The organism is Caulobacter rhizosphaerae, assembly GCF_010977555.1.
GTDB classification, from domain to species: Bacteria; Pseudomonadota; Alphaproteobacteria; order Caulobacterales; family Caulobacteraceae; genus Caulobacter; species Caulobacter rhizosphaerae.
Genome location: NZ_CP048815.1, coordinates 2,828,467 through 2,853,672, shown reverse-complemented (window position 1 = coordinate 2,853,672; position 25,206 = coordinate 2,828,467). Strand labels below are relative to the sequence as shown.

Annotated in this window: 23 protein-coding genes; 10 read left to right on the top strand and 13 right to left on the bottom strand. The window is 68.7% G+C overall.

Going from position 1 to position 25,206, the window contains the following annotated elements; genetic code table 11:
* Positions 1-191: 191 nt before the first annotated feature.
* From G3M57_RS13210 to G3M57_RS13185, 6 genes are all read left to right on the top strand, one after another.
* Positions 192-2,966 carry a TonB-dependent receptor gene (locus tag G3M57_RS13210; RefSeq protein ID WP_163231028.1) on the top strand — a complete coding sequence of 925 codons (2,775 nt, stop codon included), beginning with the start codon at positions 192-194 and terminating at the stop codon, positions 2,964-2,966.
* A 202-nt stretch (positions 2,967-3,168) separates the two neighbouring features.
* Positions 3,169-5,427: a TonB-dependent receptor gene (locus G3M57_RS13205; RefSeq protein WP_163231026.1), complete on the top strand. Its 2,259-nt coding sequence runs from the start codon at positions 3,169-3,171 to the stop codon at positions 5,425-5,427.
* Positions 5,428-5,438: 11 nt separating this feature from the next.
* Positions 5,439-6,611: an MFS transporter gene (locus G3M57_RS13200; RefSeq protein ID WP_230983709.1), complete on the top strand. Its 1,173-nt coding sequence runs from the start codon at positions 5,439-5,441 to the stop codon at positions 6,609-6,611.
* Positions 6,612-6,678: 67 nt separating this feature from the next.
* A complete protein-coding gene (locus G3M57_RS13195; protein ID WP_163231022.1) occupies positions 6,679-7,380 on the top strand; it encodes a TetR/AcrR family transcriptional regulator in 702 nt (233 codons plus the stop codon).
* 40 nt (positions 7,381-7,420) lie between these two features.
* Entirely contained in the window at positions 7,421-8,695 is a 1,275-nt protein-coding gene (locus G3M57_RS13190) for a D-arabinono-1,4-lactone oxidase (protein WP_163231020.1), read from the top strand.
* An 11-nt stretch (positions 8,696-8,706) separates the two neighbouring features.
* Entirely contained in the window at positions 8,707-9,858 is a 1,152-nt protein-coding gene (locus tag G3M57_RS13185) for a DSD1 family PLP-dependent enzyme (RefSeq protein ID WP_163231018.1), read from the top strand.
* Positions 9,859-9,865: 7 nt separating this feature from the next.
* Here the strand turns inward: G3M57_RS13185 and G3M57_RS13180 are convergent, their stop codons facing one another.
* On the bottom strand, positions 9,866-10,483 hold the full coding sequence (locus G3M57_RS13180) for a flavin reductase family protein (RefSeq protein WP_163231016.1): 618 nt from the start codon (positions 10,481-10,483) through the stop codon (positions 9,866-9,868).
* A gap of 60 nt (positions 10,484-10,543) precedes the next feature.
* The gene (locus G3M57_RS13175; RefSeq protein ID WP_056750693.1) at positions 10,544-11,233 is read right to left on the bottom strand and encodes a sigma-70 family RNA polymerase sigma factor; all 690 of its coding nucleotides are present in this window, start codon (positions 11,231-11,233) and stop codon (positions 10,544-10,546) included.
* 321 nt (positions 11,234-11,554) lie between these two features.
* Between G3M57_RS13175 and G3M57_RS13170 the strand changes: the two genes are divergently transcribed.
* Complete coding sequence (locus G3M57_RS13170) at positions 11,555-12,223, top strand: response regulator (protein ID WP_056750697.1); 669 nt, start codon at positions 11,555-11,557, stop codon at positions 12,221-12,223.
* 218 nt (positions 12,224-12,441) lie between these two features.
* On the opposite strand, the gene G3M57_RS13165 is transcribed toward G3M57_RS13170, so the two are convergent.
* A complete protein-coding gene (locus tag G3M57_RS13165; RefSeq protein ID WP_156402064.1) occupies positions 12,442-12,684 on the bottom strand; it encodes a hypothetical protein in 243 nt (80 codons plus the stop codon).
* Positions 12,685-13,015: 331 nt separating this feature from the next.
* Between G3M57_RS13165 and G3M57_RS13160 the strand changes: the two genes are divergently transcribed.
* Genes G3M57_RS13160 through G3M57_RS13150 form a run of 3 tightly spaced genes read left to right on the top strand, consistent with a single transcriptional unit; the run spans position 13,016 to position 13,642 of the window.
* Complete coding sequence (locus tag G3M57_RS13160) at positions 13,016-13,267, top strand: hypothetical protein (RefSeq protein ID WP_056750704.1); 252 nt, start codon at positions 13,016-13,018, stop codon at positions 13,265-13,267.
* A complete protein-coding gene (locus tag G3M57_RS13155; protein WP_056750707.1) occupies positions 13,264-13,446 on the top strand; it encodes a hypothetical protein in 183 nt (60 codons plus the stop codon). The genes G3M57_RS13160 and G3M57_RS13155 overlap by 4 nt, the downstream gene beginning before the upstream one ends.
* Before the next feature lies 1 nt (position 13,447).
* Complete coding sequence (locus G3M57_RS13150) at positions 13,448-13,642, top strand: hypothetical protein (RefSeq protein ID WP_163231014.1); 195 nt, start codon at positions 13,448-13,450, stop codon at positions 13,640-13,642.
* 53 nt (positions 13,643-13,695) lie between these two features.
* Here G3M57_RS13150 and G3M57_RS13145 read toward each other — a convergent pair whose 3' ends face one another.
* The 10 genes from G3M57_RS13145 to tmk form a co-directional block, all read right to left on the bottom strand.
* Positions 13,696-14,403 (bottom strand): response regulator, encoded by a 708-nt coding sequence (locus tag G3M57_RS13145; RefSeq protein ID WP_056750712.1) that lies wholly within the window; start codon positions 14,401-14,403, stop codon positions 13,696-13,698.
* 7 nt (positions 14,404-14,410) lie between these two features.
* Positions 14,411-17,089 (bottom strand): sensor histidine kinase, encoded by a 2,679-nt coding sequence (locus tag G3M57_RS13140; RefSeq protein WP_163231012.1) that lies wholly within the window; start codon positions 17,087-17,089, stop codon positions 14,411-14,413.
* Entirely contained in the window at positions 17,089-17,682 is a 594-nt protein-coding gene (gene kdpC, locus G3M57_RS13135; protein WP_163231010.1) for a potassium-transporting ATPase subunit KdpC, read from the bottom strand. The genes G3M57_RS13140 and kdpC overlap by 1 nt, the downstream gene beginning before the upstream one ends.
* Before the next feature lie 27 nt (positions 17,683-17,709).
* Positions 17,710-19,794: a potassium-transporting ATPase subunit KdpB gene (gene kdpB / locus G3M57_RS13130; protein ID WP_163231008.1), complete on the bottom strand. Its 2,085-nt coding sequence runs from the start codon at positions 19,792-19,794 to the stop codon at positions 17,710-17,712.
* A gap of 18 nt (positions 19,795-19,812) precedes the next feature.
* On the bottom strand, positions 19,813-21,525 hold the full coding sequence (gene kdpA, locus G3M57_RS13125; protein ID WP_056750721.1) for a potassium-transporting ATPase subunit KdpA: 1,713 nt from the start codon (positions 21,523-21,525) through the stop codon (positions 19,813-19,815).
* Between the two features lie 13 nt (positions 21,526-21,538).
* Positions 21,539-21,625 carry a potassium-transporting ATPase subunit F gene (locus G3M57_RS13120; protein WP_230983732.1) on the bottom strand — a complete coding sequence of 29 codons (87 nt, stop codon included), beginning with the start codon at positions 21,623-21,625 and terminating at the stop codon, positions 21,539-21,541.
* A gap of 325 nt (positions 21,626-21,950) precedes the next feature.
* Positions 21,951-22,754: an MBL fold metallo-hydrolase gene (locus G3M57_RS13115; RefSeq protein ID WP_056750723.1), complete on the bottom strand. Its 804-nt coding sequence runs from the start codon at positions 22,752-22,754 to the stop codon at positions 21,951-21,953.
* Complete coding sequence (locus G3M57_RS13110) at positions 22,751-23,530, bottom strand: TatD family hydrolase (protein ID WP_056750725.1); 780 nt, start codon at positions 23,528-23,530, stop codon at positions 22,751-22,753. The genes G3M57_RS13115 and G3M57_RS13110 overlap by 4 nt, the downstream gene beginning before the upstream one ends.
* Positions 23,531-23,534: 4 nt before the next feature.
* Positions 23,535-24,539: a DNA polymerase III subunit delta' gene (locus tag G3M57_RS13105; RefSeq protein ID WP_056750727.1), complete on the bottom strand. Its 1,005-nt coding sequence runs from the start codon at positions 24,537-24,539 to the stop codon at positions 23,535-23,537.
* Positions 24,540-24,542: 3 nt separating this feature from the next.
* Positions 24,543-25,169 carry a dTMP kinase gene (tmk, locus tag G3M57_RS13100; RefSeq protein WP_056751550.1) on the bottom strand — a complete coding sequence of 209 codons (627 nt, stop codon included), beginning with the start codon at positions 25,167-25,169 and terminating at the stop codon, positions 24,543-24,545.
* Positions 25,170-25,206: the final 37 nt, after the last annotated feature.

Sequence of the window (25,206 nt, the reverse complement as noted above, 5' to 3'; positions counted from 1 at the left end):
AAGCGCCTAAAGGCGCCGAATAAACAGGAAATCCGCGAACCATCTTCCGCCACCCGTCCCCTTGCGGGCACCGAGCGCGACGTCCGGCTCATTTTTCCGGTTGCAATGAAGGCATTTGTTTGCAGTAATTTGCACAACGAAGCTGGATCACCGCGGCGAAACCGCGGGAACCGATTGGGAGGGAGCCTCTGATGACGACCAATTCCATGCCGCGCCGAACGCGATTGATGAGCGGAGCCGCCACCGGCCTGGCCCTGCTACTGGCGACCGCCGGCGCCGCCCACGCTCAGGACACCGCCGCGCCGACCCCCGATGCCGTCGAGGAAATCACCGTCACCGGCATCCGCGCGGGCATCGAGAACGCCATCGCGCTGAAGAAGTCCTCCAGCTCGATCGTCGAGGCCGTGTCGGCCGAGGACATCGGCAAGCTGCCCGACACCTCGATCGCCGAGTCCCTGGCCCGCCTGCCCGGCCTGACCGCCCAGCGCCTGGACGGCCGCGCCCAGTCAATCTCGATCCGCGGCCTGGGCCCCGACTACAACACCGTGTTGCTGAACGGCCGCGAGCAGGTCTCGACCGGCGACAACCGCGGCGTCGAGTTCGACCAGTATCCGTCGGAAATCCTCAGCGGCGTGCTGGTCTACAAGACCCCCGACGCGGCCCTGATCGGCCAGGGCCTGGCCGGCACCGCCGACCTGCAGACCATCCGCCCGCTGAAGTACGGCAAGACGGTGCTGTCGGCCAACGCCCGCTACGAGATGAACAGCGAAGACAAGCTGAACCCGGACGCCAAGGACACCGGTCACCGGCTCAGCGCCACCTTCGTCGACCAGTTCCTGAACGACACCCTGGGCGTCGCCGTGGCGGTCTCGGACATCTCGAGCCCGACCCAGAGCCGCCGCTTCAACGCGTGGGGCTATCCCACCACGGCGTCCGGCGATCTGGTCATCGGCGGCGCCAAGCCGTACGTGCAGTCCAACAACCTCAAGCGCACCGGCGTGATCGGGGTGCTGGAATACAGCCCCACCGACAAGTTCCACACCTCGCTGGACCTCTACTATTCGAAGTTCCGCGAAAAGCAGATCCTGCGCGGCATCGAGCTGCCGCTGTTCTGGAGCTCGGCCAGCCTGCAGCCGGGCTACACGGCCCAGGACGGCCTGATCACCAACGGAACCTACACCGGCGTGAAGGGGGTCATGCGCAACGACCTCAACACCCGCCACACCACTCTGAAGTCGGCCGGCTGGAACATCGCCTACGACACCGACAACGGCTGGACCCTCGCCGCCGACCTCAGCCATTCGGACGCCAAGCGTCGCGACGTGATCTTCGAATCCTATTCGGGGACGGGGCCGTCAGGGGTCGGCGCCACCGACACCCTGACCTTCAACACCACGCCCGGCGCGGGCACCACCTTCGGCTCGAGCCTGGACTACACCAACTCGACCCTGTTCGTGCTGACCGATCCCCAGGGCTGGGGCGCCGGCGCCAACGGCGGGGCCGCCACGGGCGGGGCCGTGACCCAGGCGGGCTTCTACAACACCCCGGCGATCAAGGACGAGCTGAACGCCGTCCGCCTGACCGCCAAGCGCGACTTGGCGTGGGGTCCGATCAACAAGGTCGAGTTCGGCTACAACGCCAGCCGTCGCGAGAAGTCCAAGGAAGTCCACGAAAGCTTCCTGACCTTCGGCGGCACGATCGCCCAGGGCGCGCCGCTGAGCCGCCCGATTCCCAAGGAAGCGCTGGTCGGCACGGTCAGCCTTAACCTGATCGGCATCAAGGCCATGCTGGCCTATGACCCGACCTACCTGCTCGACAACGGCGTCTACACCCTGGTCGCCGACCAGAGCCCGGCGGTCCAGACCCGCAACTGGGCGGTCAAGGAAGACGTACAGGTCGCCTACGCCAAGTTCGACATCGACAGCACGGTCGGTTCCATCCCGGTCACCGGCAACGCCGGCCTGCAGGTGGTCCATACCGACCAGTCCTCGACCGGCACGCGGGTCAATCCGGCCGACACCGCCCATCCGACCAGCAACGACGGCGGCGACAAATACACCTATGTCCTGCCCAGCCTGAACCTGACGTTCGACCTGAGCAACGAGACCTTCCTGCGGTTCGGCGCGGCCCGCACCCTGGCCCGGGCCCGGATGGACGAACTGCGCGCCAGCCAGTCGTTCAACCAGAACCTGTCGAACCTGACCTCGACCGATCCGAACACCTCGTACTTCAGCACCGAAGGCGGCAATCCCCAGCTGCGGCCCTACATCGCCGACGGCGTCGACGTGTCGCTGGAAAAGTACTTCGGTCGTTCAGCCTATGTCTCGGCCGCCGCCTACTACAAGAAACTGTCGAACTTCGTGAACTCCGGCGCCTCGACGATCGAGGACTTCTCGCCGTTCCTGTCGCTGCTGACGCCGACCCAGCAATCGCAGCTAGGCACCCCCCAGGGCCTGGCCAAGGCGCCGCAGAACGGCAAGGGCGGCTATATCCGCGGCATCGAACTGTCGGCCTCGATCCAGGGCGACATCTTCTTCGAGCCGCTGCGCAACTTCGGCCTGATCATCAGCGGCTCGTACACCGACAGTTCGGTCAAGCTGGACGACAACACCGCGCCCATCGACATGCCCGGCCTGTCGAAGACGGTGATCAACACCACGTTCTATTACGAGAACAACGGCTTCAACGCCCGGATCAGCAACCGCTACCGCAGCAAGTTCCTGGGCGAGGTCGCCGGCCTCAGCGCCGCGCGGATCTACCGGACCGTCGACACCGAGTCCGTGCTTGACGCCCAGATCGGCTACGAGTTCCGGCAAGGTCCGCTCAACGGCCTGTCGATCCTGCTGCAGGCCAACAACATCACCGATGAGCCGTTCAAGACCTACCAGAGCGGCGATCCTCGCCAGACCATCGACTACCAGAAGTACGGCACCACCTACATGGTCGGCGTTTCGTACCGGTTCTAAAGACGTCCCCCTCCCCTGCAACTCCCCGCCGGCCCCTCCGGCGGGGATTTTCTTTTTGGACGCCCTGGAGGTGCGGCCGACCGCGCCGGCTTGGCGTGGGTCACGTTGGCCTGGCTGGCTGAACAGCGCTCCATGAACGCTGCTTGCCATAATGATAGTTATAACTACTATCTCCTGGCAAAAGCAGTGACGGGGGTATGGAATGCGAAAGCTCCAGGTGCTCGCGGGGGTCGCCGGCGCGGCGATGATGACAGCGGCGGGCCAGGCCGGCGCCCAAGAGGCGACCGCGCTCGACGAGATCGTCGTCACCGCCCAGAAGCGCGCGGAAAACCTCCAGGACGTGCCAGTCTCGGTCACCGCCCTGACCGCCGACCAGCTCAAGGACCAACGGGTGGGCGACGTCCTGGCCCTGTCGGGCCTGTCGCCGGGCCTGCAGATCAAAACCGACGACAATGCCGCCAACCCACGCATCTTCATCCGCGGCATCGGGGTCAACGACTTCAACCCCAGCACGGCCAGCGCGGTCGGGGTCTATGTCGACGGGGTCTATGTCGCCTCCCCCCTGGCCCAGATGTCAGGCTTCTACGACCTACAGCAGGTCGAGGTGCTGCGCGGACCGCAGGGCACGCTCTATGGCCGCAACACCACCGGCGGGGCGATCAACGTCACCACCAAGAAGCCCAGCGCCACGCCTGAAGGCGACCTGGCCGTCGACTACGGCCGGTTCAATTCGCTCAACGTCCAGGGCGGCTTCGGCGGCCCGATCGCCGACACCCTGGCCTTCCGCATCGCCGGCCTCTACGACAAGAGCGACGGCTACACTCTCAACCGCCTGACCGGGAACAAGGGCAACGACGCCGACCGCAAGGCCGTGCGCGGGGCCCTGCGCTGGACACCCGACGACAAGCTGACCGTCGACGTCTCGGCCAGCTACAGCAAGTCCAGCGGCGGCTCGATCCTGACCTATAACCGCTCGCTGGTGGCTCAGACGGCCGAGGCGGCCAGCACGGCTGATCCTGACCCGACCTTCGGCTACATCTTCTGCAAGCCGGCCTACTACACCTCGGGCCAGTGCACGAACGTCGCCGGCTACGCCAACACCAGCACCAACAAGTACCAGGGCGACTACCGCTTCGAGGGCAAGGACATCGTCAAGCTGTTCGGGGCGACCAGCGCCATCAGCTACGACTTCGGCGGGGTGACGCTGTACTCGATCACCGGCTACCAGCGGGCCAAGAGGGACGACTACGAAGAGACCGACGCCAACCCGATCTCGATCTTCGACGCCCGCTACATCGCCCAGCAGGACACCACCAGCCAGGAGTTCCGCCTGCAGTCGAACGGCGCCACGGCCCTGCGCTGGGTCGCCGGCCTCTATGGCGCCCGCGACAACCTGGACAATGACAGCCACTACAACGTGCTGGAGGCGCTGCGCGTCCCCGATCCGGTCAACAACCCCACGGGCATGGATCCGGCCAACAGCGTCGGCGTGTTCGGCTGGCCGCTGCACCAGAAAACCACCAGCTACGCCGCCTTCGGCCAGGTGGACTATGACCTGACCCCCAAGCTCACCCTGACCGGCGGCCTGCGCTGGTCACAGGACAAGAAGACCTTCCACTATGTTAGCGACGTCGATTACGGCCTGCTGACCCTGTTCGAATACGACAACCAGAAGACCTTCAGCTCGATCTCGGGCCGGGTGGGCCTGCGCTACGCGATCAACGACGACGCCAACGTCTACGCCACCTACAATCGCGGGACCAAGAGCGGCGGCTTCTTCAGCGGCCAGACGACGGATCCGGACGACCTGGGCCCTTATCGGGACGAGACCGTCAATGCCTACGAGGTGGGCGCCAAGAGCGAGTTCCTGGACCGCCGCCTGCGGGTCAATGTCTCGGCCTTCTACTATGATTACAAGGACCTGCAGGTCTATACGGTGATCCAGCGCAACGGCCTGCCGGTGCAGCTGTTCACCAATGCCTCCAAGGCCCGGGTCTATGGCGGCGAGGCCGAGATCGAGGCGCGGCCGATGGCCGGCCTGTCCCTGACCTTGGGCGCCTCGCTGCTGAGCGCCGAGTACAAGGACTTCCAGTCGCTGGGCGAGGACTATTCGGGCAACACCCTGCCCTCGGCGCCGAAGACCAGCCTGAACGGCGCGGCGCGTTACGAGCACCCGGTGGGCGCCGGCAAGCTGATCAGCCAGCTGGACTTCACCTATCGCGGCAAGGTCTATTACGACACCGCCAATACCGAGCGGCTCAGCGACAAGGCCCGGGCCTATGTCAACGGACAAGTGGGCTGGGCCTTCGCCGACGGGCGCTACGAACTGGGCGTGTGGGGCAAGAACCTGGCCGACACCACCAACATCTCCGACATCACCCCGATCGCCGCGTTCGGATTCGACGTGTTCAGCATGGGGCCGCCGCGCACCTACGGCCTCTATCTCCGGGCCAGGTATTGAGCGCGGCCGAGATGCCGGCCGCGGTCTCGCCGCCGCCCGTCGCGGGCGCCTGGATCGGCGCGCCGCCCAACTTGATCCAGCGCCTGACGGTGTTCTGGATCGGCTTGGTCGGGGTGCTGTTTCCCGGGGTCGGGCCGCTGCTGTTGGGCGGGCTGGAGGGCGCTGGCCGCCTCACCGCCAACCAGCTGGGCTTGGCCGGCATGGCCGAGCTGGTGGCCATGGGCATCGGAGCGGCGGTTCTCGGTCCGCTGTTCGGCGAGCGCCGGCTGCGACTGGCGGCCGTGAGTTGCAGCCTGGCCCTGGCGGCCCTGGATCTGGCCACCACCCGCGTTTCGGGCGACCCGTTGATCCTGGTGCGCGCCGCCGCGGGGCTTCCGGCCGGCGTGATGATCTGGCTGATCACCGGCATGATCGTCCGTTCGCCGCGTCCAGAGCGTTGGGCCGGTCTCTACCTGACCATCCAGACCCTGTTGCAACTGGGCGTGGTCAGTGCGATCGGCGCCTTTGTCGTCGGGCGGTTCGGTCCGGACGGTGGCTTTGTGGTGCTGGCCGCCCTCACCGTCTCGGCCGCCCTGGCCGGCTTGGCCATCCCCGGCGCCTATGCCCTGTTGGTCGAGACCGAAGACAACCCCAAGGGCCTGCCCAGCGCGCGGGGCTGGATCGCCCTGGCCGCCGTCTTCTGCTTCCAGGCCTTCATCCTGGCCGTCTGGATCTATGCCGAACCCTTGTCGCGGCAGGCCGGACACCCGGCCGAGGTCGCCAGCGCCGCCTTCGCCGTGTCTTTGGCCGCCCAGGTCGCGGGCGGCGCGGCGGCCACGGCCCTGGCCGGACGGCTGTCGTGGTTCTGGTCGCTGGCCGTCGCCGTGGCCCTGGCGATCGGCGCCCTGTTCGTAATGGCCAGCCTGCCGTCAGCGGCGGTGTTCCTGGTCGCGGCCGGCGTGTTCGGCTTCGTCTGGCTGTTCGCCTCGCCCTATCTGACGCCGCTGGCGATCGAGGCCGATCCCAGCCGCCGGGCGGCCTTGCTGGGGCCGGGCGCCAGCCTGCTGGGCTGCGGCGCAGGACCACTGCTGGCCTCATTCGTCGTCACCGGCGCCGACGTGCGGCCCGCGGTCTGGCTGGGCGTCGGCCTGGCCCTGGTCACTCTGATGATCGCGGCCTTCCTGCACCTGACAAGGTCGCGCTAAGACGTCGAAGTGATTGGTTTTTCCCTCGAAGCGCTCTAGTTCGGAACGGACTTGAAGGAGAGACCGCATGCCGAAGGCGACGGCCCGGAAGTCCGCCAGCCCCGACATCGCGCTGGACGCCAAGCTGCAGCCGACCCAGGCTCGCGGCCAGGACACCTACGAGGTCGTGCTGGCCACGGCCGGCGAGATGCTGGGTGAGATCGGCTTCGAACAGCTGACCACCAACGCCATCTGCAAGCGCGCCGGCCTGACCCCGCCGGCCCTCTACCGCTATTTCCCCAACAAGTACGCGATCCTCAAGGAGCTTGGCGACCGGCTGATGAAGGCCCAGGACGAGATGGTCTTCGCCTGGATCGAGAGCGGCGGGCTGGAAGGCGACACGGCGGCCCAGCGCATCGACAAGAACGTCGCCATGCTGACCGAGATGATCGAGATGACCCGCCGGTTCCCCGGCGGGGCGGCGATCGGCCGGGCCCTGCGCGCCGTCCCAATGCTGCAGCAGTTGCGCTTCGCCTCGCGCGACATGGTGGCCGGCCAGTTCGCCGAGATCCTCAAGATGCGCTACCCGGCCGCGCCGGACGGCCGGGTTCGCCTGGCCATGCGGATGATGGTCGAGCTGACCTATTCGGCGACCGAGATGGCGGTGGAGGAGCCGGACCAGGACGCCCTGGCCCTCAGCCGCGAGGTCTGCCTGCTGTTCGAGCGGTATTTCGACACCTTTGGCGACCCGTCGCTGGTTCCATGGAACGACGCCTTGCAAGAACAGTAGTTTTTACTATCATACCGACGTCGCAGACGGAGAGATGCGGATGACGGGGTGGAGCAACTGGTCGGGCAGCGTCACGGCCTCCCCTCGCCTGGTCGCCCGGCCGCGCGACGCCGGCGAGCTGGCGTCGATGATCGGCCAGGCCGGCAAGGTGCGCGTGGTCGGGGCCGGCCACTCTTTCATGCCGCTGTGCCAGACTGACGACCTGCTGCTGAGCCTGTCGGACTACGAAGGCGCGATCGAGGTCGCGCCCGACCGCAAGACCGTCTGGGCCCCGGCCGGCTGGAGCCTCAAGGCGCTGACGGCGGCTTTGTGGGACCAGGGCCTGTCGCTGATAAACCAGGGCGACATCAACCCGCAGTCCCTGGCCGGCGCCATCTCGACCGGCACCCACGGCACCGGCGCGGAGCTGGGCAGCCTGTCGACCCAGGCCTGCGGCTTTCGGCTGATGACCGCCGACGGCGCGATCGTCGAATGCGGTCCTGACCAGAACCCCGAGCTCTACCAGGCCCAGCGCCTGTCGCTGGGGCTGCTGGGCGTCGCCGTCGAGATCCGGATCCACGTCGTTCCCGCCTATCACCTGGAGGAACGGGTCGAGCGCCGCCCCCTGGCCGAGGTCGCCGAACGGCTGGACGAGTTGGCCGCCGCCACACGCCACATGGAGTTCTTCGTCTTCCCCTATTCGGACGAGGTGATCTTCAAGACCCTGCACCCCGTCGAGGTCGAGGCGACCGCCCCGCCAGCCAAGGAGATCGGCGAGGACAGCGAGGCGACGTTCAAGACCATCTGCGACATCTGCGCCGCCGTTCCGATCCTGACGCCCTCGCTGCAGCGGCTGATGATGCGAATGATGGGCAAGGCCAGCCGGCGCGTCGGCCCGGCCTACGCGATCTTCCCGTCGGAGCGGAACATCCGCTTCGAGGAGATGGAGTACGAGCTGCCGCGCGCGGCCGGCTTGCCGACCCTGAGGGCGGCCATGGCCCATATCCGCAAGCGCCGCCTGCCGATCACCTTCCCGTTCGAGTTCCGCCTGGCGGCCGGCGACGACATCTGGATGAGCCCGTTCAACGCGGGTCCCGGCGCCTCGATCTCGTTCCACCAGTACGCCAGGATGCCCTGGCGACCGGCCTTCGCCGAGATGGAGGCGGTGCTGCGCGACGGCGCGGGCCGTCCGCACTGGGCCAAGCGCCACACCCTGACCACGGCCGACGTCCACCGGCTCTATCCGCGCGCCGGCGATTTCGTCGCCGCCTGCAAGACCTGGGACCCGGCCGGCAAGTTCGCCAACACCCACCTGACCCAGCTTTTCGGCCTCTGACGGGAACCGCCATGACCGACCAAGACCTGCATGCCGGCCTGATCGGCGCCCAAGGCTCGCGCCGCGACCTCAACACCCCGGTGCTGGTGATCGACCGCCCGGCCCTGGAACGCAACATCGCCCGGATGGCGGCGTTCGCGGCCGAAAAGGACGTCAAGCTGCGGCCTCACGCCAAGACCCACAAGAGCGTCGACATCGCCAAGCTGCAGATCGCCGCGGGGGCCGTAGGCCTGTGCTGCGCCAAGATCGGCGAGGCTGAGGTCCTGGCCGACGGCGGCGTGACGACCGGTCTGCTGGTCACCTCGCCCGTGGTCTCGGCGCCGGCCATCGCCCGACTGGTCGCCCTGAACGGCAGGACCACCGACCTGATGACGGTCGTCGACCATCCGGCCAATGTCGCCGCCCTGGGCGCGGCCGCCGACGCCGCGGGCAAGGCGCTGCAGGTGATCATCGACCTGGATCCGGGCATCCATCGCACCGGCGTGGCCTCGCCCGAGGCGGCGGTCGCCCTGATGCAGGCGATAAAGGCCCAGCCGAGCCTGATCTATGCCGGCCTGCAGTGCTATTGCGGCATGCAGCAGCACATCGAGGGCTTCGCCGACCGCAAGGCCAATCTGGAGGACCGCGGCGCCTATATCCGCTCGGTGATCGACGCCCTGACGGCGGCTGGCGGCGCGCCGCCGATCGTCTCGGGCTCGGGCACCGGCTCGCACCGGATCGACGCCGAGCTGGGGATCTTCACCGAGTTCCAGGTCGGCTCCTACGTGTTCATGGACGGCCAGTACCTGGTCTGCGACATCGCCGGCGACGGGGCGGATCAAAGCCCCTACGAGGCGGCCCTGCTGATCGACGCCCGGGTCGTGAGCGCCAACACGCCGGGCATGGTCACGGTCGACGCCGGCTTCAAGGCGCTGTCGACCGACGCCGAGCCGCCCACGGTGCTGGGCGGCGCGCCTGACGGGTCGCGCTACTTCTTCATGGGTGACGAGCACGGCGCCGTCCTGCCGCCATCCGGCACGACGCCGCCGAGCCTGGGCGAGCGGGTGATCCTGGGCGCGCCGCACTGCGACCCGACCGTGAACCTCTACGACACCTACCACGTGGTGGACGGCGACACCCTGGTGGCGCTGTGGCCGGTGTCGGCCCGGGGACGCTCGCGCTAGGCGCCGGTCAGCCTGGCCGGAACATCTGGAACTTCCCCGCCTCGTCGATCCCGAAATAGTCGCCCGCCCCGCCGCCCCTCAGGATCGGCTGGGCGGCCACGGTGTCGTAGACGCCGTCAACCAGCAGCGCCTGGTCGATATGGACCATCACCACCTCGCCCAGGGTCAGCCAGGCGTCCACCGGCGTGCCCTCGGCGTCGTTGAACCTGACGATCTGGGTCAGGCGGCATTCGAAGGCCACGGGGCTTTCGGCCACGCGCGGCGCGGCGACCCGCTGGGAGGGCGCCGCCGTCAGGCCGGCCAGGGCGAACTCGTCGACATGCTCGGGAACCATCGCCGAGGTGGCGTTCACCGCCTGGGCCAGGGGCCGCGTCGCCAGGTTCCAGACGAACTGGCCGGTCTCCTCGATATTGCGCACGGAGTCCTTCCAGCCCGTGCTGGAAAAGCCGATGATCGGCGGCTTGTAGTTGAAGGCGTTGAAGAAGCTGTAGGGCGCGAGGTTGCGCACGCCCGCGGCGCTGACCGTCGAGATCCAGCCGATCGGCCGGGGCGCGACGATGGCGTTCAGCGGATCGTGCCGCAGGCCATGGCCCGCCTTGGGATCATAGGAATGGATCGCAGTCATCGGCGCCTCGCTCGTCGAGGCTGGTCTTAGGGCGATGCGTCGTGATCCGCCAGCCGCCGCTCAGCCGGCGCGCGCCTCCGACCGGTTCGACAATTCGGCCAGGATCAGGTGCGCCGCCCGCGAGGCGGGTTCGGCGTCGTGCTCCACCTCGCCATGATCCAGAAGCGAGACCAGCTTGGCGCGCGCGCGGCAGACCCGGCTCTTCATCGTCCCCTCGGGCACGTCGCACATCTCGGCGGCCTGCCGATGGGAAAACCCGCCCGCCCCGACCAGGATCATCGCCTCGCGTTGTTCGTCGCTCAAGGCGTTGAGGGCGTTGCGCAGGTCGTTGAGGATCAGCGACTGGATCTGGGCGCCGCCGACACCGGGGATTTGCGCGCTGGCGGCCGGATCCAGGGGCGTCTCGCGCCACCGGCGCCGGCGTTGTGAATAGAAGTGGTTGCGGGCGATCTTCATGAGCCAGCCCTTGAGGTTGGTGCCCGGCGTGAACTGCGCTCGGTGCCGCCAAGCCTTGAGCAGGGTGTCCTGCGCCAGGTCGTCTCCCATCGTCGCATCGCCGCAAAGGCCGCGCGCGAAGGAACGAAGAACCGGGATATTGGCCACGACCTCCTGCCTGAAATCGTTCTCGTCGAGCAAGGCCGAACCGTCCGACTGAGATACGAAGCTGCGGGCCTCGTTCGAGAGCGCGGTCTCCGATCCGCTCCAGCGAGCGGAGGTCTCAAGAAGTTTCGCGGTCGGGCTGATGTCCATTATGGGAACTCCGAAGGTCAGGCGCAGGCGGCGTTCGGACTTTCCGCCGGGCGCGTGCTCGCCTCAATCAGGTGAAACCCTGGCTGTGGGCGACCATCGCGAAATTCAGCGAAGCTTGGCGCGAATCCGGCGCAAGGCGCTGAGTCGAAAAGGATCTCCCGGGTCGTCGTCGCGCCATGATCTGGTCGTATGGCGTGCAGGTGTCGGAATGAACAACTATAAGTTCTTCGTCGAGGCGCCCTCAACCTCGCGCGGAAAATTCAGCAAGCGCTTCAGCCCAAAACAGACAATCATGCCGCCCGCCCGGAGCGAGAATCGAACATGCCCTTGCCTAGCGCCCCAACCATCCTGCTGGCCGACGATCATTCGATCGTGCGGGCAGGACTGCGCGAGGCGCTGGAATCTCAGCCGGGCTGGACCATCTGCGGCGAGGCGTCCAACGGCCGCGACGCGATCCGCCTGGCCAGGGAACTGGTGCCAGATGTCATGATCCTAGACATCAGCATGCCGGACCTGAGCGGCGTGATCGTGGCCCGCGACGTGCGCAAGCTGAAGACCCATACCGAGCTGCTGATCTTCACCATGCACGACAGCGAACAGTTGCTGCGCGAGGTGTTCAGCGCCGGCGCGCGCGGCTTCGTGCTGAAGTCGGCCCCAACCGACCACATCATCGCCGCGGTAGTCTCGCTGCTGAACCACAAACCCTATTTCTGTCCAGGCATCACCGACGCCGTGCTGCGCGGCTACCTTTCGCCCGGTGTCCACGGGCTTGGCGACGTGATCGAAGGGGCGGAAACCTTGACCACGCGGGAACTGCTGATCGTCCAGCTTTTGGCCGAGTCCCGAAGCAACAAGGTCATCGCCTCGATGCTCGACATCAGCGTCAAGACGGTCGAGAGCCATCGCGGCAACATCATGCGAAAGCTCGGCGCCCATTCGCTGGCCGACATCGTGCGGTACGCCATCCGCAACAAGCTGATCGAGGCCTAATCGGGTGGGAGGAGAGCCGGCCCGAGACATGCGTCGGGACATGAGGGCCGGCTCTCGGCTCGCGACCACGGCTCGCTCTTGGGGGTTGAGCGCGCGGTGGCTTGCCAAGGGAAATCGGGGGTGACGCTTGGCGAGCGAGCGGCAGCAGAGTGAGGCCGTAACCGCTCCAACGCCATCAGGTCAAACCCTAGGTCGGCGCGAGAAAACCCCTACAGGCGTCAGGCCAGGTGGATCGAACTCTTGATCGCGCCGCCAGCGACCTCCTTCTGGCGAGCGCGTTCGATCGCGTCGTCCAGCAGTTTCAGGAACTCGGTCTGCATCTGGATCGACTCGAGGTCCGTCGCCCTCGCCCCGTCCAGGGTCGACCGCCGGATTTCCTCAAGCTGCTCGAGCGACAGCGCCGCGCAGAGCCGCAGGCTGAGGAACTGAAGCGCGGCTACTCGAATCTCAAGATTTGTCATCGACAAGTCGCTGCGAAACAAGGTGCGAGCAGATACGGACGGGGGCGCGGCCGTCGACCATCGACGCAGGACAGCCATAACCACTGGGTTCAAGCGTCGCCATGGCGGACTCCCCAAGCGCGAATCCCGCGACGCGCGAGAGTAGAACGGACGAGACGCGGTTTGGCCCGCCTCAATTGTTAACTAGTGCAAATGAGGGGGAAAGAGGGGGGCGGCGGCTGGGCATTCGCGAAATGGAAAAGCGTCGAAGCTATTGGAGCGGGATCGCGCTATGATGGCTGAGCCGGTAATCGTCCCGCGCCACGCGGGATCGCCGGCCTGAAAGGACCTCATGTCCGACCGACCGGACGCGCGTCAGGCCACGCGCTGGACCGCCCTGCTCGACCTGGTCGGCATTCACCAGATCACGGCGCAGGAAATCCGCGCCGAAACGCTGTTCCTGGGGAGCCGTCACCAGGGACGGATCGTCGAGGGCGCCCGGCTGGAACTGAAGTCGCCCGAACTCTCCGCCCGTCGCGGCGCCCTGCTGCGGGCCGTGATCCGCGCGACGCCGGCGACCGCCGCCGTGGAGACCGACCAATGACCGACGAGGAAGCCCAGGTCCTGCGCCGCGAAAACGACTATCTCAAGCGCCGCAACGCCCAGCTGCAGGACGACGTCACCAGCCTGGGCGGCCAGCTCCTGCGCCTGCAGCAGGAATTGGAGCGGATGAGCGGCCGCCGCGCCGCAGCCTCGCCCGATCCCCTGTCGGGCGGCCAATAGAATGACGCTTTCCCCGGGACAGCTCGTGGCCTTGAAGAACCTCGCCCGCAAGAAGGCCGGCGAGGCCGTCGACTGGATCAATATCGCCGATGCGCGTGTGTTGACCGACCTGGGCCTGGCGGAGCGCAACGGCGGCGGCTGGGTCATCACGACGGACGGCGTCGCCGCCCTGGCGAACCAGAACGTTTCCGAATGACGTCGTAACCACTTGAAGTCATGTAGCTATCGGCAGCAGAATTCGTGCGATATTCAGTCGCCGATGAAGCGGTAGCCGATCCCCGGTTCTGTCAGGATCATCGTCGGGGTCGATGGGTCGGCCTCCAGCTTCTGGCGCAGCTGGCCGACGAACACGCGCAGGTACTGGGTGTCCTGGGCGTGGGCCGGGCCCCAGACCGCGGTGAGCAGGTCCTTGTGAGTTAGCACCTTGCCCCGAGCCTGGGCCAGGCGGGCCAGGACCTCGTATTCGCGCGGCGAGACCTTCACCACGGCGCCGTCGCGGATCACCAGGTGCTTTTCCAGGTCGATCTCGACCGCTCCCGCCCGGATCGGCGCCAGAGGGCCCTGGGCCTGGCCGCGCTGGCGAAGCGCCACGCGAAGACGCGCCAGCAACTCCCCGACTCCGAACGGCTTTTCCACATAGTCGTTGGCGCCCAGGTCCAGGGCCTGGATCTTCTCGGCTTCCCGATCGCGGGCCGACAGGATGACGATCGGGCCCTCGTAGAAGGCGCGGGCCTTCTCCAGCACCGCCTTGCCGTCCATGTCGGGCAGGCCCAGGTCCAGCACCACGGCGTCCGGCGACCACAGGGCGATGCCGCGCAGCCCCTCCTGGCCGCTGTCGGCCCGCAGCGGCTCGTAGCCGGCGGCGTCCAGGGCCGGACCGAGGAATCGATGGATCTGCGGTTCGTCGTCGATGATCAGGATGCGTTGGCGCATTCCCGTGGTCTTGGCGGCGCTCATGGCTTGGTCATAGCAGATGATGCGGAGTCGCGATCGCCTTGGGCAGGCTGATCAGGATCCGAGTTCCCTTGCCATCGTGGATCGGGCTGGCGGCGGCGATCCGGCCGCCCATGGCGTCGACGAAGCCCTTGGAGATCGACAGGCCCAGGCCCGCGCCCTGGTGGCGGTCGGTGGGCTCCTCCATGCGGCGGAACTTCTCGAACACCTGCTCCAGCTCCGCTGTCGGAATGCCCCGGCCCTCGTCCTCGATGCTGATCACCACGTTGGAGCGGTCCTCGTAGGCGGCCATCTCGATCCGGGCGCCGTCCTGGCTGTAGGCGATGGCGTTCTCAAGGATGTTGACCACGGCCTGTTCCAGCAGGCTGGAATCGGCGCGCACCAGGCTTAGCTCGACGGGAAAATCGCGGGCCAGGATTCGGGTCTCCAGCCGTCGCGAGACCCGCTCGGCCGCCGCGCCCAGCACGTCGCGCACGTCGGTCCAGTCGGTGCGCAGCCGCAGCGCCCCGCCCTCCAGCCGGGTCATGTCCAGCAGGTTGCCGACATAGCGGTTCAGCCGCTCGGCCTCCTCGCGGATGCTGAGCAGCAGGTCGTCGCGCACCGCCGCCGTCATGCCCTTGCCATAGTCGATCAGGGTGCTGGAGGCTCCGAGCACCGTGGACAGCGGCGTGCGCAGATCGTGGCTGATCGAGTTCAGCAGGGCCGAGCGGAAGCGGTCGGCGCGACGCAGGGTCTCGGTCTCGACGGCCTCGGTCGCCAGTTCGGCGCGCTCCAGGGCGACGGCCCCCTGCTCCAGCAAGGCCAGCAGCAGTCGTTCGTCCTCGGAGCCGGCGACCATGGCCCCGGCCTCGACGCCGGCCACCCCGGCCCGCGAGCGCACGCCCTCCAGGGGCCAGAAGGTCCAGCGGGTCTGTGGCAGGGTGCCGGTGCCGAACCCCGCCGCCTCGCCCCTCTCCCACGCCCACCGAGCGGCGGCCATCGGCGCGGCGTCCAGCTCCTCCAGCGTCGGCGCGCCGGCGGCGGGCTGAAGTTCGCCGTTGGCCGGCAGCAACACCACGGCCTTGGCCCCGACCGCCGCCGCCGTCTGCTCGGCCAGGGCCTTGGCCGCCGCCTCGCGCCCGGCGGCCGCCGAGAAGGTCCGGCTGGCGGCCAGCAGGGCCGAGACGGCCGAGGCCCGCCGCTGGGCGTCCCGGCCCTGGTCCCGCACCCGCCCCGCCAGCCCGCCGGCGGCCAGGGCCACGGCCCAGAAGACCACCAGGGTCAGGAAGTCGGTCGGCGTGCCGATCGCGAACGAATGGCGCGGCTCCAGAAACATGTAGTTGTAGACCAGGAACGCCACGGTCGCCGCCGCCAGGGCCGGCCGCAGCCCGCGCAGCACCCCGGCCGCCAGCACCGCGGCCAGGAAGATCATCCCCAGGTCCACGCGGTCGAAGGCCACGTCCAGGCCCCAGGCCACGACCGTCGCGGCGGCGACGCAGCCGGCGGCCAGCAGGTAGGCCGTCCAGTCCACCCTTGGTCGGCGGGCCGGGACCTCGACGACCGCCTCGTGGGTGGCCTCGGTGACGACGTGGATCGCCGCCCCGCGCGCCTCGCGCAGCAGGGCCGCCGCCAGCGACCGTCCCAGCAGCTCGCGCCAGCGGCTGTCGGCCGACTTGCCGATGACGATCTGGGTGACGTTGTTGCGGCGGGCGTAGGCCATCACCGTGGCGACGATGTCGGCCCCGCTGAGCACCACGGTCGAGCCGCCCAGCTGCTCGGCCAGCTTCAAGGCGTCGCGCAGCCGGGCCGCCGCCGCCGGGCCCCTGGCCGGCTGGTCCAGGCGGTCGACGTGGGTGACCGTCCAGGGCGCGTCCATCATCATGTCCGACAACCGCCGGCCGGCTCGCACCAGGCCCGAGGCCATGGCGTCGCCGCCGACCAGCACCAGGATCCGCTCGCCGGCCGCCCAGGGACCCTCGACCCCCTTCTCGCGCATGGCGGCGACCAGCTGGTCGTCCACCGTCTGAGCCGCGCGGCGCAGGGCCAGCTCGCGCAGGGCCGTCAGGTTTTCGACCTTGAAAAAGTTCTCGGAGGCCAGGCGCGCGGTCTCGGGCACATAGACCTTGCCCTCGGTCAGCCGTTCGCGCAGCTCCTCCGGGGTGATGTCGATCAGTTCGATGGCGTCGGCCCGCGACAGGGCGCTGTCGGGCACGGTCTCGCGCTGGCGCACGCCGGTGATGCGCTGGACGACATCGACCAGACTTTCCAGGTGCTGGACGTTCAGGGTGGTCCAGACATCGATGCCGGCCGCCAGCAACTCCTCGACGTCCTGCCAGCGCTTGGGGTGGCGCGAGCCTGGGGCGTTGGAATGAGCGTATTCGTCAACCAGCAGCAGAGCCGGCCGGCCGGCCAGGGCCGTGTCGAGATCGAACTCCATCATCACGTGGCCGCGATGGTCGATCGGCTTGCGCGGCAGCACGTCCATGCCGCGCAGCAGGCTTTCGGTCTCGCGCCGGCCATGGGTCTCGACCAGGCCGATCAGCACGTCCTGGCCGTCGGCCTTGCGGCGGCGAGCGGCGCGCAGCATCTCGTAGGTCTTGCCCACGCCGGGGGCCATGCCCAGGAAAACCTTCAGGCGCCCCCGGCCCGCCTTGACGGCGGCGGCCAGGAGCGCCTCGGGATCAGGTCTTTTCGGATCGTCAGCCGGCACTAGCCGCCTTTCTTGCGCTGGGCGGCGAAGCGTGTGTCCAGCGCCCGGTTGACCGCCAGAACGTTGACCCGCGGCTGGCCGACAAAGCCGAACAGCCGGCCCTGGACCTGGCCGTCGATCACCGCCTGGACGGCGGCGAGCGGCGCCCCCCGCGCCCTGGCGACGCGCGGCGCCTGGAAGCGGGCGTAGTCCGGCGAGATGTCCGGGTCCAGGCCCGAGCCCGAACTCGTCACCGCGTCGGCGGGGATGGTCGCGCCCGGGTTCTCGGCGCGCAGGGCGTCAGCGTCGGCCTTGACCCGCTTGGCCAGGGCATCGTTCAGCGGGCCCATGTTCGAGCCGCTGGACGCCGAGGCGTCATAGCCGTTGGCGCCGGACGCCGACGGGCGCGGGTGCAGGTAGCCGGGCTGGGCGAACGCCTGGCCGATCAGGGCCGAGCCGACGACCGCGCCGCGCGTATCGCGCACCAGGCTGCCGTTGGCCTGGGTCGGGAACGCGGTCTGGGCGAGCCCGGTGACGGCCAGCGGATAGGCCAGGCCCAGCAGGACCGTGAACAGGCTCATGGAGACGATGGCGGGTCGAAGTTGGGAGAGCATGACTTTTGAGTCTCCGAGAATTGCAGCTTAGGCCAAGCCGAGGCCGGATACGATCAGGTCGATCAGCTTGATGCCGACGAACGGGGCGACCAGGCCACCCAGGCCGTAGACCGTCAGGTTGCGCGACAGCAGCTTTCCGGCCCCGATCGCCCGGTATTTCACGCCTTTCAGCGCCAGCGGGATCAGTGCGACGATCACCAGCGCGTTGAAGATCACCGCCGACAGGATGGCGCTCTGCGGGCTGTGCAGGCGCATGACGTTCAGCGCGCCCAGGGCCGGCAGGGCCACCACGAACATCGCCGGGATGATGGCGAAATACTTGGCCACGTCGTTGGCGATCGAGAAGGTCGTCAAGGCGCCGCGGGTGATCAGCATCTGTTTGCCCACCTCGACGATCTCGATGACCTTGGTCGGGTCGCTGTCGAGGTCGACCATATTGCCGGCCTCCCGCGCGGCCTGGGCGCCTGTCTGCATGGCCACCCCGACGTCGGCCTGGGCCAGGGCGGGCGCGTCGTTGGCCCCGTCGCCGCACATGGCCACCAGCCTGCCCCTGCCCTGCTCCTCGCGGATCAGCCGCAGCTTGTCCTCGGGCGTGGCCTCGGCCAGGAAGTCGTCGACCCCCGCCTCCGAGGCGATGGCGGCAGCGGTCACCGGGTTGTCGCCGGTGATCATCACCGTGCGTAGGCCCATGCGACGCAGGTCGGCGAAGCGTTCCTTGACGTTGGGCTTGACCACGTCCTTGAGGTGGATGACCCCGACCAGGACGCCGTTCTCGCTGACCGCCAGGGGCGTGCCGCCGGAACGGGCGATGCGGTCGACGGCGGCGCTGACCTCGGCCGGGACCTGCTTGGGATCCAGGGCCAGCGACCGATAGACGGCGTCGACCGCCCCCTTGCGCCAGGACATTCCATTAGCATCGAGACCCGACTGGCGGGTGGTGGCGCTGAAGGCGATCGAGATCGCGCCGGCCGGCGCTTCGATGACGATCCCTTGGTTGCGGCCCAGCTCGACGATCGAGCGGCCTTCCGGCGTCTCGTCGGCCAGGGAGGCGCTGACGGCGGCGCGCAGGGCGGCGTCGGGACGCACGCCCGGCGCGGCGATCACCTCGGTGGCCATGCGATTGCCGAAGGTGATGGTGCCGGTCTTGTCCAGCAGCAGGGTGTCGACGTCGCCGGCCGCCTCCACTGCCCGGCCCGACGTGGCCAGGACGTTGTGCTTCATCAGCCGGTCCATGCCCGCGATGCCGACCGCCGACAGCAGCCCGCCGATCGTGGTGGGAATGAGGGTGATGAACAGCGCCCCCAGCACCAGCGGATCCAGGGCCACGCCCGAGAACCGGCCCAGGCCCAGCAGGGTGACGACGGCGATCAGGAAGATCAGGGTCAGGCCGGCCAGCAGCACGGCCAGGGCGATCTCGTTGGGCGTCTTGCGACGGTCCGCGCCCTCGACCATGGCGATCATGCGGTCCAGGAACGTGCCGCCCGGCGAGGCGGTGACCCGTACCTTGATCCAGTCCGACACGACGGTGGTGCCGCCGGTGACGGCCGAGCGGTCGCCGCCGCTCTCGCGGATGACCGGGGCGCTCTCGCCGGTGATGGCCGCCTCGTTGACGCTGGCCATGCCCTCGATGATCTCGCCGTCAGTGGGGATCACATCGCCAGCCTCGACCAGGATCACCTCGCCGGGGACCAGCTTGTGGGCGGCGGTCGGGATGATCGTGCCGGTCTTGTCGTCGATGATCAGCTTGGCGTTGGTGGTGACGCGGGTGGCGCGCAGGCTGTCGGCGGCGGCCTTGCCCCGCCCTTCGGCGACGCTCTCGGCCAGGTTGGCGAACAGCACCGTGGCCCAGAGCCAAGCCGCGACCTGGATCGCGAAGCCAGCCGCCTGGTGGTTCGCCAGCGCCGCGACGGCCGAGACCGTCGACAGCAGGGCCACGATCCAGGTGGCGAAGATCACCGGATTGCCGGTCAGCTTGCGCGGGTCCAGCTTGACGAAGGCGTCCTTGGCCGCGCGGGTCAGGATGGCCGCGGACAGGCCGCCGGTCAGGGCGCTGGCCTTGCGCCGGCCCTCCCCGGTCTGGGGCTCGTCCAAGGGAGCTTGAAGGGTCGTCATCTTCAATCGCCTTTGCGATCAGGACGCGTGGGCGACCGCGGCGAGCACCTGGAAGTGCTCGACGATCGGACCCAGCGCCAATGCGGGGAAGAACTGCAGGCCGCCCAGGATCAGGATCACCCCCACCAGCAGGCCGATGAACAGGCCGCCGTCGGTGGGCAGGGTCCCGGCGGACGGGGCCAGCTTGGGCTTGGCGGCCAGCGAGCCGGCCATGGCCAGGACGGCGATGATCGGCATGAACCGGCCCATGGCCATGGCCACGCCCAGGGTCGCGTCCCACCAGGGGGCGTTGGCGGTCAGGCCGGCGAAGGCCGAGCCGTTGTTGGCCGTGGCCGAGGTGTAGGCGTAGAGGATCTCCGACAGGCCATGCGGGCCTGTATGCATCAGGCCCTTCAACGCTTCGGGCAGGACCGCGGCGACGGCCGAGAAGCCCAGGGTCGAGACCGGGATGGCCACCACGGCCAGGATCGACAACTGCACCTCGCGGGCCTCGATCTTCTTGCCGAGATATTCGGGGGTACGGCCCACCATCAGGCCGGCGACGAACACCGACAGCACGGCCATGACCACCATGACGGCGATGCCCGAGCCGATGCCGCCGGGCAGGATCTCGCCCAGGTGCATCAGGAACATCGCCATGCCGCCGCCCAGCGGCATCAGGCTGGAATGCATGCCGTTGACCGAGCCGTTCGAGGCTCCGGTGGTCATGGCGACCCAGGCGGCCGTGGCCGGGGCGCCGAAGCGGGTCTCCTTGCCTTCCAGATTGACCGAGGCGTCGACATGGGCGGCGACCAGGGCCGGCGGGCTCTGCGTCTCGGTGACATAGATCGTCGCCGCGCCGGCCGACAGCAGAACCACGCCCGCCACGACCAGGGCCCGAATGTCCTTCCGCGCCAGCACGCTGCGGCCGAAAGCGAAGAAGGCGGCCCAGCCGAGCACATCGATCGAGACGGCCGTGATCAGGTTGGTCAGCGGCGTGGGGTTCTCGAACGGATGGGCCGAGTTGGCGTTGAAGATCCCGCCGCCGTTGATGCCCAGCATCTTGATGGCCTCCTGCGAGGCCACGGCGTAGAGCGCGATCTTCTGGTCAGCGCCTTCCAGGGTGTGGGCGGTGACGCCGGCGGCCAGGGTCTGGGGCAGACCCAGGGCGACCAGAACCACGGCCAGCAGGAACGACAGCGGCAGCAGCACGTAGAGCGTGGTGCGCACCAAGTCGGCCCAGAAGTTGCCGACTCCCTCGCCCCTATTGGCGACAAACGCCCGGGCCAGAGCCGCGGCGATGGTCGCGCCGGTGGCGGCCGAGACGAAGTTCTGGGTGGTCAGCACCAGCATCTGGCTCAGCGTCGACATCGTCGACTCGCCGGCATAGCTCTGCCAGTTGGTGTTGGTGACAAAGCTGATCGCGGTGTTGAACGACAGGTGTCCGGACAGGCCGGGGAAGCCTTGCGGGTTCAGCGGCAGCACGCCCTGCAGGCGCAGCACCGCATAGACCAGCAGGAATCCGACCAGGTTGAAGGCCAGCAGCGCGCCGGCATAGCCGTACCAGCTCTGGCTCTTGGCCGGATCGACGCCGCAGGCCTTGTAGAAGACGGCCTCGACCGGACGCAGCACCGGATCCAGCCAGGTGCGCTCGCCGTTCCAGACCCGCGACATGTAAACGCCCAGCGGCCAGCCGATCGCGACCGCCAAGCCCAGCGTCAGGGCGATTTCCGCCCAGCCTTGCCAATTCATGGGATGAGTTCCGTCAGAACTTGTCGGGTCGCAGCAGGGCCACGACCATGTACGCCGCGACGACGAGCGCCCCGGCTCCCCACAGCACGTTCACCAGCATGGTCACACGCGCCTCAGGGCGGCGGCGAAGGCGGCGAAGGCCAGGAACAGCCCGCCGCCCAACGCCAGGAAGATGAGATCAGCCATCCTTGGCCTCCAGCTAACTTGGCTGGAAAGGACCATGAAGGCGCGTAAGGGCTCCATTCGCCATGGCGCGGGTCTGCGTAAGGGGAGCGTAAAGGCGGTGTTGGTGGGGCCGTGCGTCCTTCGAGGCCCGCTAATGCCGGCGCCTCAGGATGAGGACCGGTGGTCGCGACCTTGCGGAATTCCTCATCCTGAGGTGCGAGGCGTAGCCGAGCCTCGAAGGACGCACCCCGCCGGAGGCCTCAGACCTCGAAGGTCATCCCGTCATAGGCCGGCTCGACCCCCGGCGGAAGTTTCGCCGCCAAGGCATTGAAATCCAGGTCGATATGCAGGTTGGTCAGGATGGCGCGACGCGGCTTGGCGCGGGCGATCCAGTCCAGGGCCAGGCCCACATGGGCGTGGGTCGGGTGCGGCGTCCAGCGCAGGGCGTCCACCACCCAGACGTCGAGATCGCTCAGCGCCGCCCAGCTCTCCTCGGGAAAGCCGATGGCGTCGGGCGTATAGGCGACATCGCCGAAGCGATAGCCGACGGCGCGGATCTCGCCGTGATCGACGTCGAAGGTGGTCACCGGGATCGCGCCGCTGGGGCCGTCGACCTTCCAGGGCTGGCCGTGCGGCGGGATGGGGTGGGCGTCGCAGATGGCCGGATAGCCGCCCTGGCTCTCGAAGATGTAGCCGAACCGCCGTCCCAGGCTCTCCATCGTATAGGCGTCCATGTAGGTGGGGACGCGCCGGCGATGGTTCAGGAAGAACGGCCGCAGGTCGTCGATCCCGTGGGCCTGGTCGGCATGGTCGTGGGTGAACAGGCAGGCGTCGACGCGCTTGACCCCCGCCCTCACCGCCTGCAGCCGGAAGTCCGGGGCGGTGTCGACCACCACCGTGGTGTCGGTCGCTGGATCGCCGCCCGGCCGTCGCACCAGCATCGAGCAGCGGGTACGCAGGTTCTTCGGTTCGGCCGGGTCGCAATCGCCCCAGTTGCCGTCGGCGCGCGGCACGCCGCCCGACGAGCCGGAGCCCAGGATCGTGAACTCCAGCTTGCCGGTCATGTCCGGGGGATCCGGTCGAACAGGGCGAAGAAGGCGTCCTCGGTGCGGGCCTCGGCGTCTGCGCGGGTCCAGCCACGGATCTCGGCCAGCTTGTCCAGCACGTGCGGCAGATAGGCCGGCTCGTTGCGGCGGCCGCGCATCGGCACGGGGGCCAGGTACGGGCAGTCGGTCTCCAGGATGATCTTGTCGGCCGGCATGTCGGCGATGATGTCGCGCACCGCCTGGGCCTGCTTGAAGGTGGCGATGCCCGAGACCGAGAACCAAGCCCCCAGCGCCGCCATCCGCCGAGCCAGCTCGGGACCGCTGGTGTAGCAGTGCATCAGGATCTTGAACGGCCCCCGGGCGTGCTCCGCCTCGAGGATGTCGCCCATCACCGCGTCGGCCTCGCGGGTGTGGACCACCAACGGCAGGCCGGTCTGGCGCGCCGCGGCCGCATGGGCGCGGAACACGTTCGCCTGCACGTCGCGCGGGCTGAGGTCGTAGTGGAAGTCCAGCCCCGTCTCGCCAATGCCGATCACCTTGGGCCGGCCTGCCAGCTCGACCAAACGTTCGGCCGTCAGCTCGACATGGTCCTTGGCCTCATGCGGATGGGCCCCAACCGTGCACCAGATGTCGTCGTTGGCCATGGCGATGGCGTGGACCGCGTCGAACGACGGAATCTTGTCGCAGATAGTGACCATCAGCTGGATCCCGGCGGCGCGGGCGCGGTCGATCACCGCCTGGCGGTCCTCGTCGTACTGATGGGCGTGCAGGTTTACGTGGCTGTCGATGAGCATGCGGTCACATGGCCGCCCGGGCGGCGGCGCGCAAGTCCATGATCGCGGTCCAGAACACGTCGGCGCGATCCAGGTTCACGGCCTCGGCCTCGCCCGGCGCGCGGACGATCTTCTCCCAGGCCGCCACCCAGCGGTCCAGGCCCGCCGGCGTGCGTTCGCCGGCCATGCCGGTGGCCATGGCGTGGATCTGGTCGCCCAGCCGGTCGAACAAGAGCTCGAAGCGCGCGGCGCCCTCGGCCCCCTTGAAGGTGTCGGCCATGGCCAGCAGCGCGCCCTCGTCCAGGTCGGGCAGCTTGCGCAGGATCTCGCCGGCCGCGTCGTCGGCCTCCAGCGCCCCGGCGGCGGCCAGCTGCAGGGCGCGGCCTGGCGCGCCCTTGGCCATTCGCGCCAGGCGGTCGGCCTCGTGGGCCGAGACCCCGGCCCGCTGCTCGACCATGGCGGCGGCCTTGGACAGCTCCGGCGCGGGCACCACCAGCCGGCGGCAGCGCGAGCGGATGGTCGGCAGCAAACGGCCCGGCGAATGGCTGATCAACAGGATCACCCCACGCGGCGGGGGTTCCTCGAGAGTCTTCAGCACGGCGTTGGCGGCGTTGACGTTCAGGTCGTCGGCGGCGTCGATGATCGCCACCCGATAAGGCGAGACGGCCGGCGAATTGGCGAAGAAGGCCGGCAGCAGACGGGCCTCGTCGACGGGGATCGACTTGCGGGCCTTGCCGTCGTCCGTCGCCCGCTCCAGCACCATCAGGTCGGGGTGCGATCGGGCGGCGACCTGGCGGCTGACGAAATCGGTCGGCGCCGATCCCAGGGCGCCGAACGCCGGATCCGGCCTCGCGCCCAGCAGGCGGCGGGCCATCCGATAGGCCAGGGTCGCCTTGCCTACGCCCTCGGGTCCGGTCAGTAGCCAGGCGTGGTGCAGCCGGCCGCGGTCCAGGGCGTCCAGGAAGGCCAGCTCGGCGGCCTCGACGCCGTCGATGGCGAACACGTCGCGGGGATGGGGCGGCGCGTCCACGCGCTACAGGCCCAGCCGGGTGGACACCGCGTCCCAGACGTCGGCCCAGACCGCGTCGATCGCGTCGTCGGCTTCGATCACCACGCAGCGTTGGGGCTCGCGGCGCGCGATCTCGAGGAAGGCCTCGCCCAGGCGCTGGTGGAAGGCCAGGCCCTTGGCCTCGAAGCGCGCCTCGCCGCCCCGGGCCAGGGCCCGCTTCAGGCCCACTTCGGCCGGGATGTCGAAGATCAGCGTCAGGTCCGGCGTCGTGCCGCCCAGGACCTGCTCTTCCAGCGCCTTGATCAGGCTGATCGGCGCCTCGCCGCCCGCCCCCTGATAAGCCCGGGTGCTATCGGCGAAGCGGTCGCACAGCACGATGGCCCCACGGTCCAGGGCCGGCCGGATCACCCGCTCGATGTGGTCACGCCGCGCGGCGTACATCAGCAGGGTTTCGGTGACCGGCGACCAGCGGTCGACGTCGCCGTTCAGGATCAGGTCGCGGATCTGCTCGGCGCCGGGGCTGCCGCCCGGCTCGCGGGTCAGCACCACGTCGGCGCCGTCCGCCTTCAGGCGTTCGGCCAGGCGGCGGATCTGGGTCGACTTTCCAGCCCCCTCGCCGCCCTCGAAACTGATGAAGGTTCCACGCGTCACGGGCTTCAAATCGGCCGTAACGCCCGTCTTGTCCAGA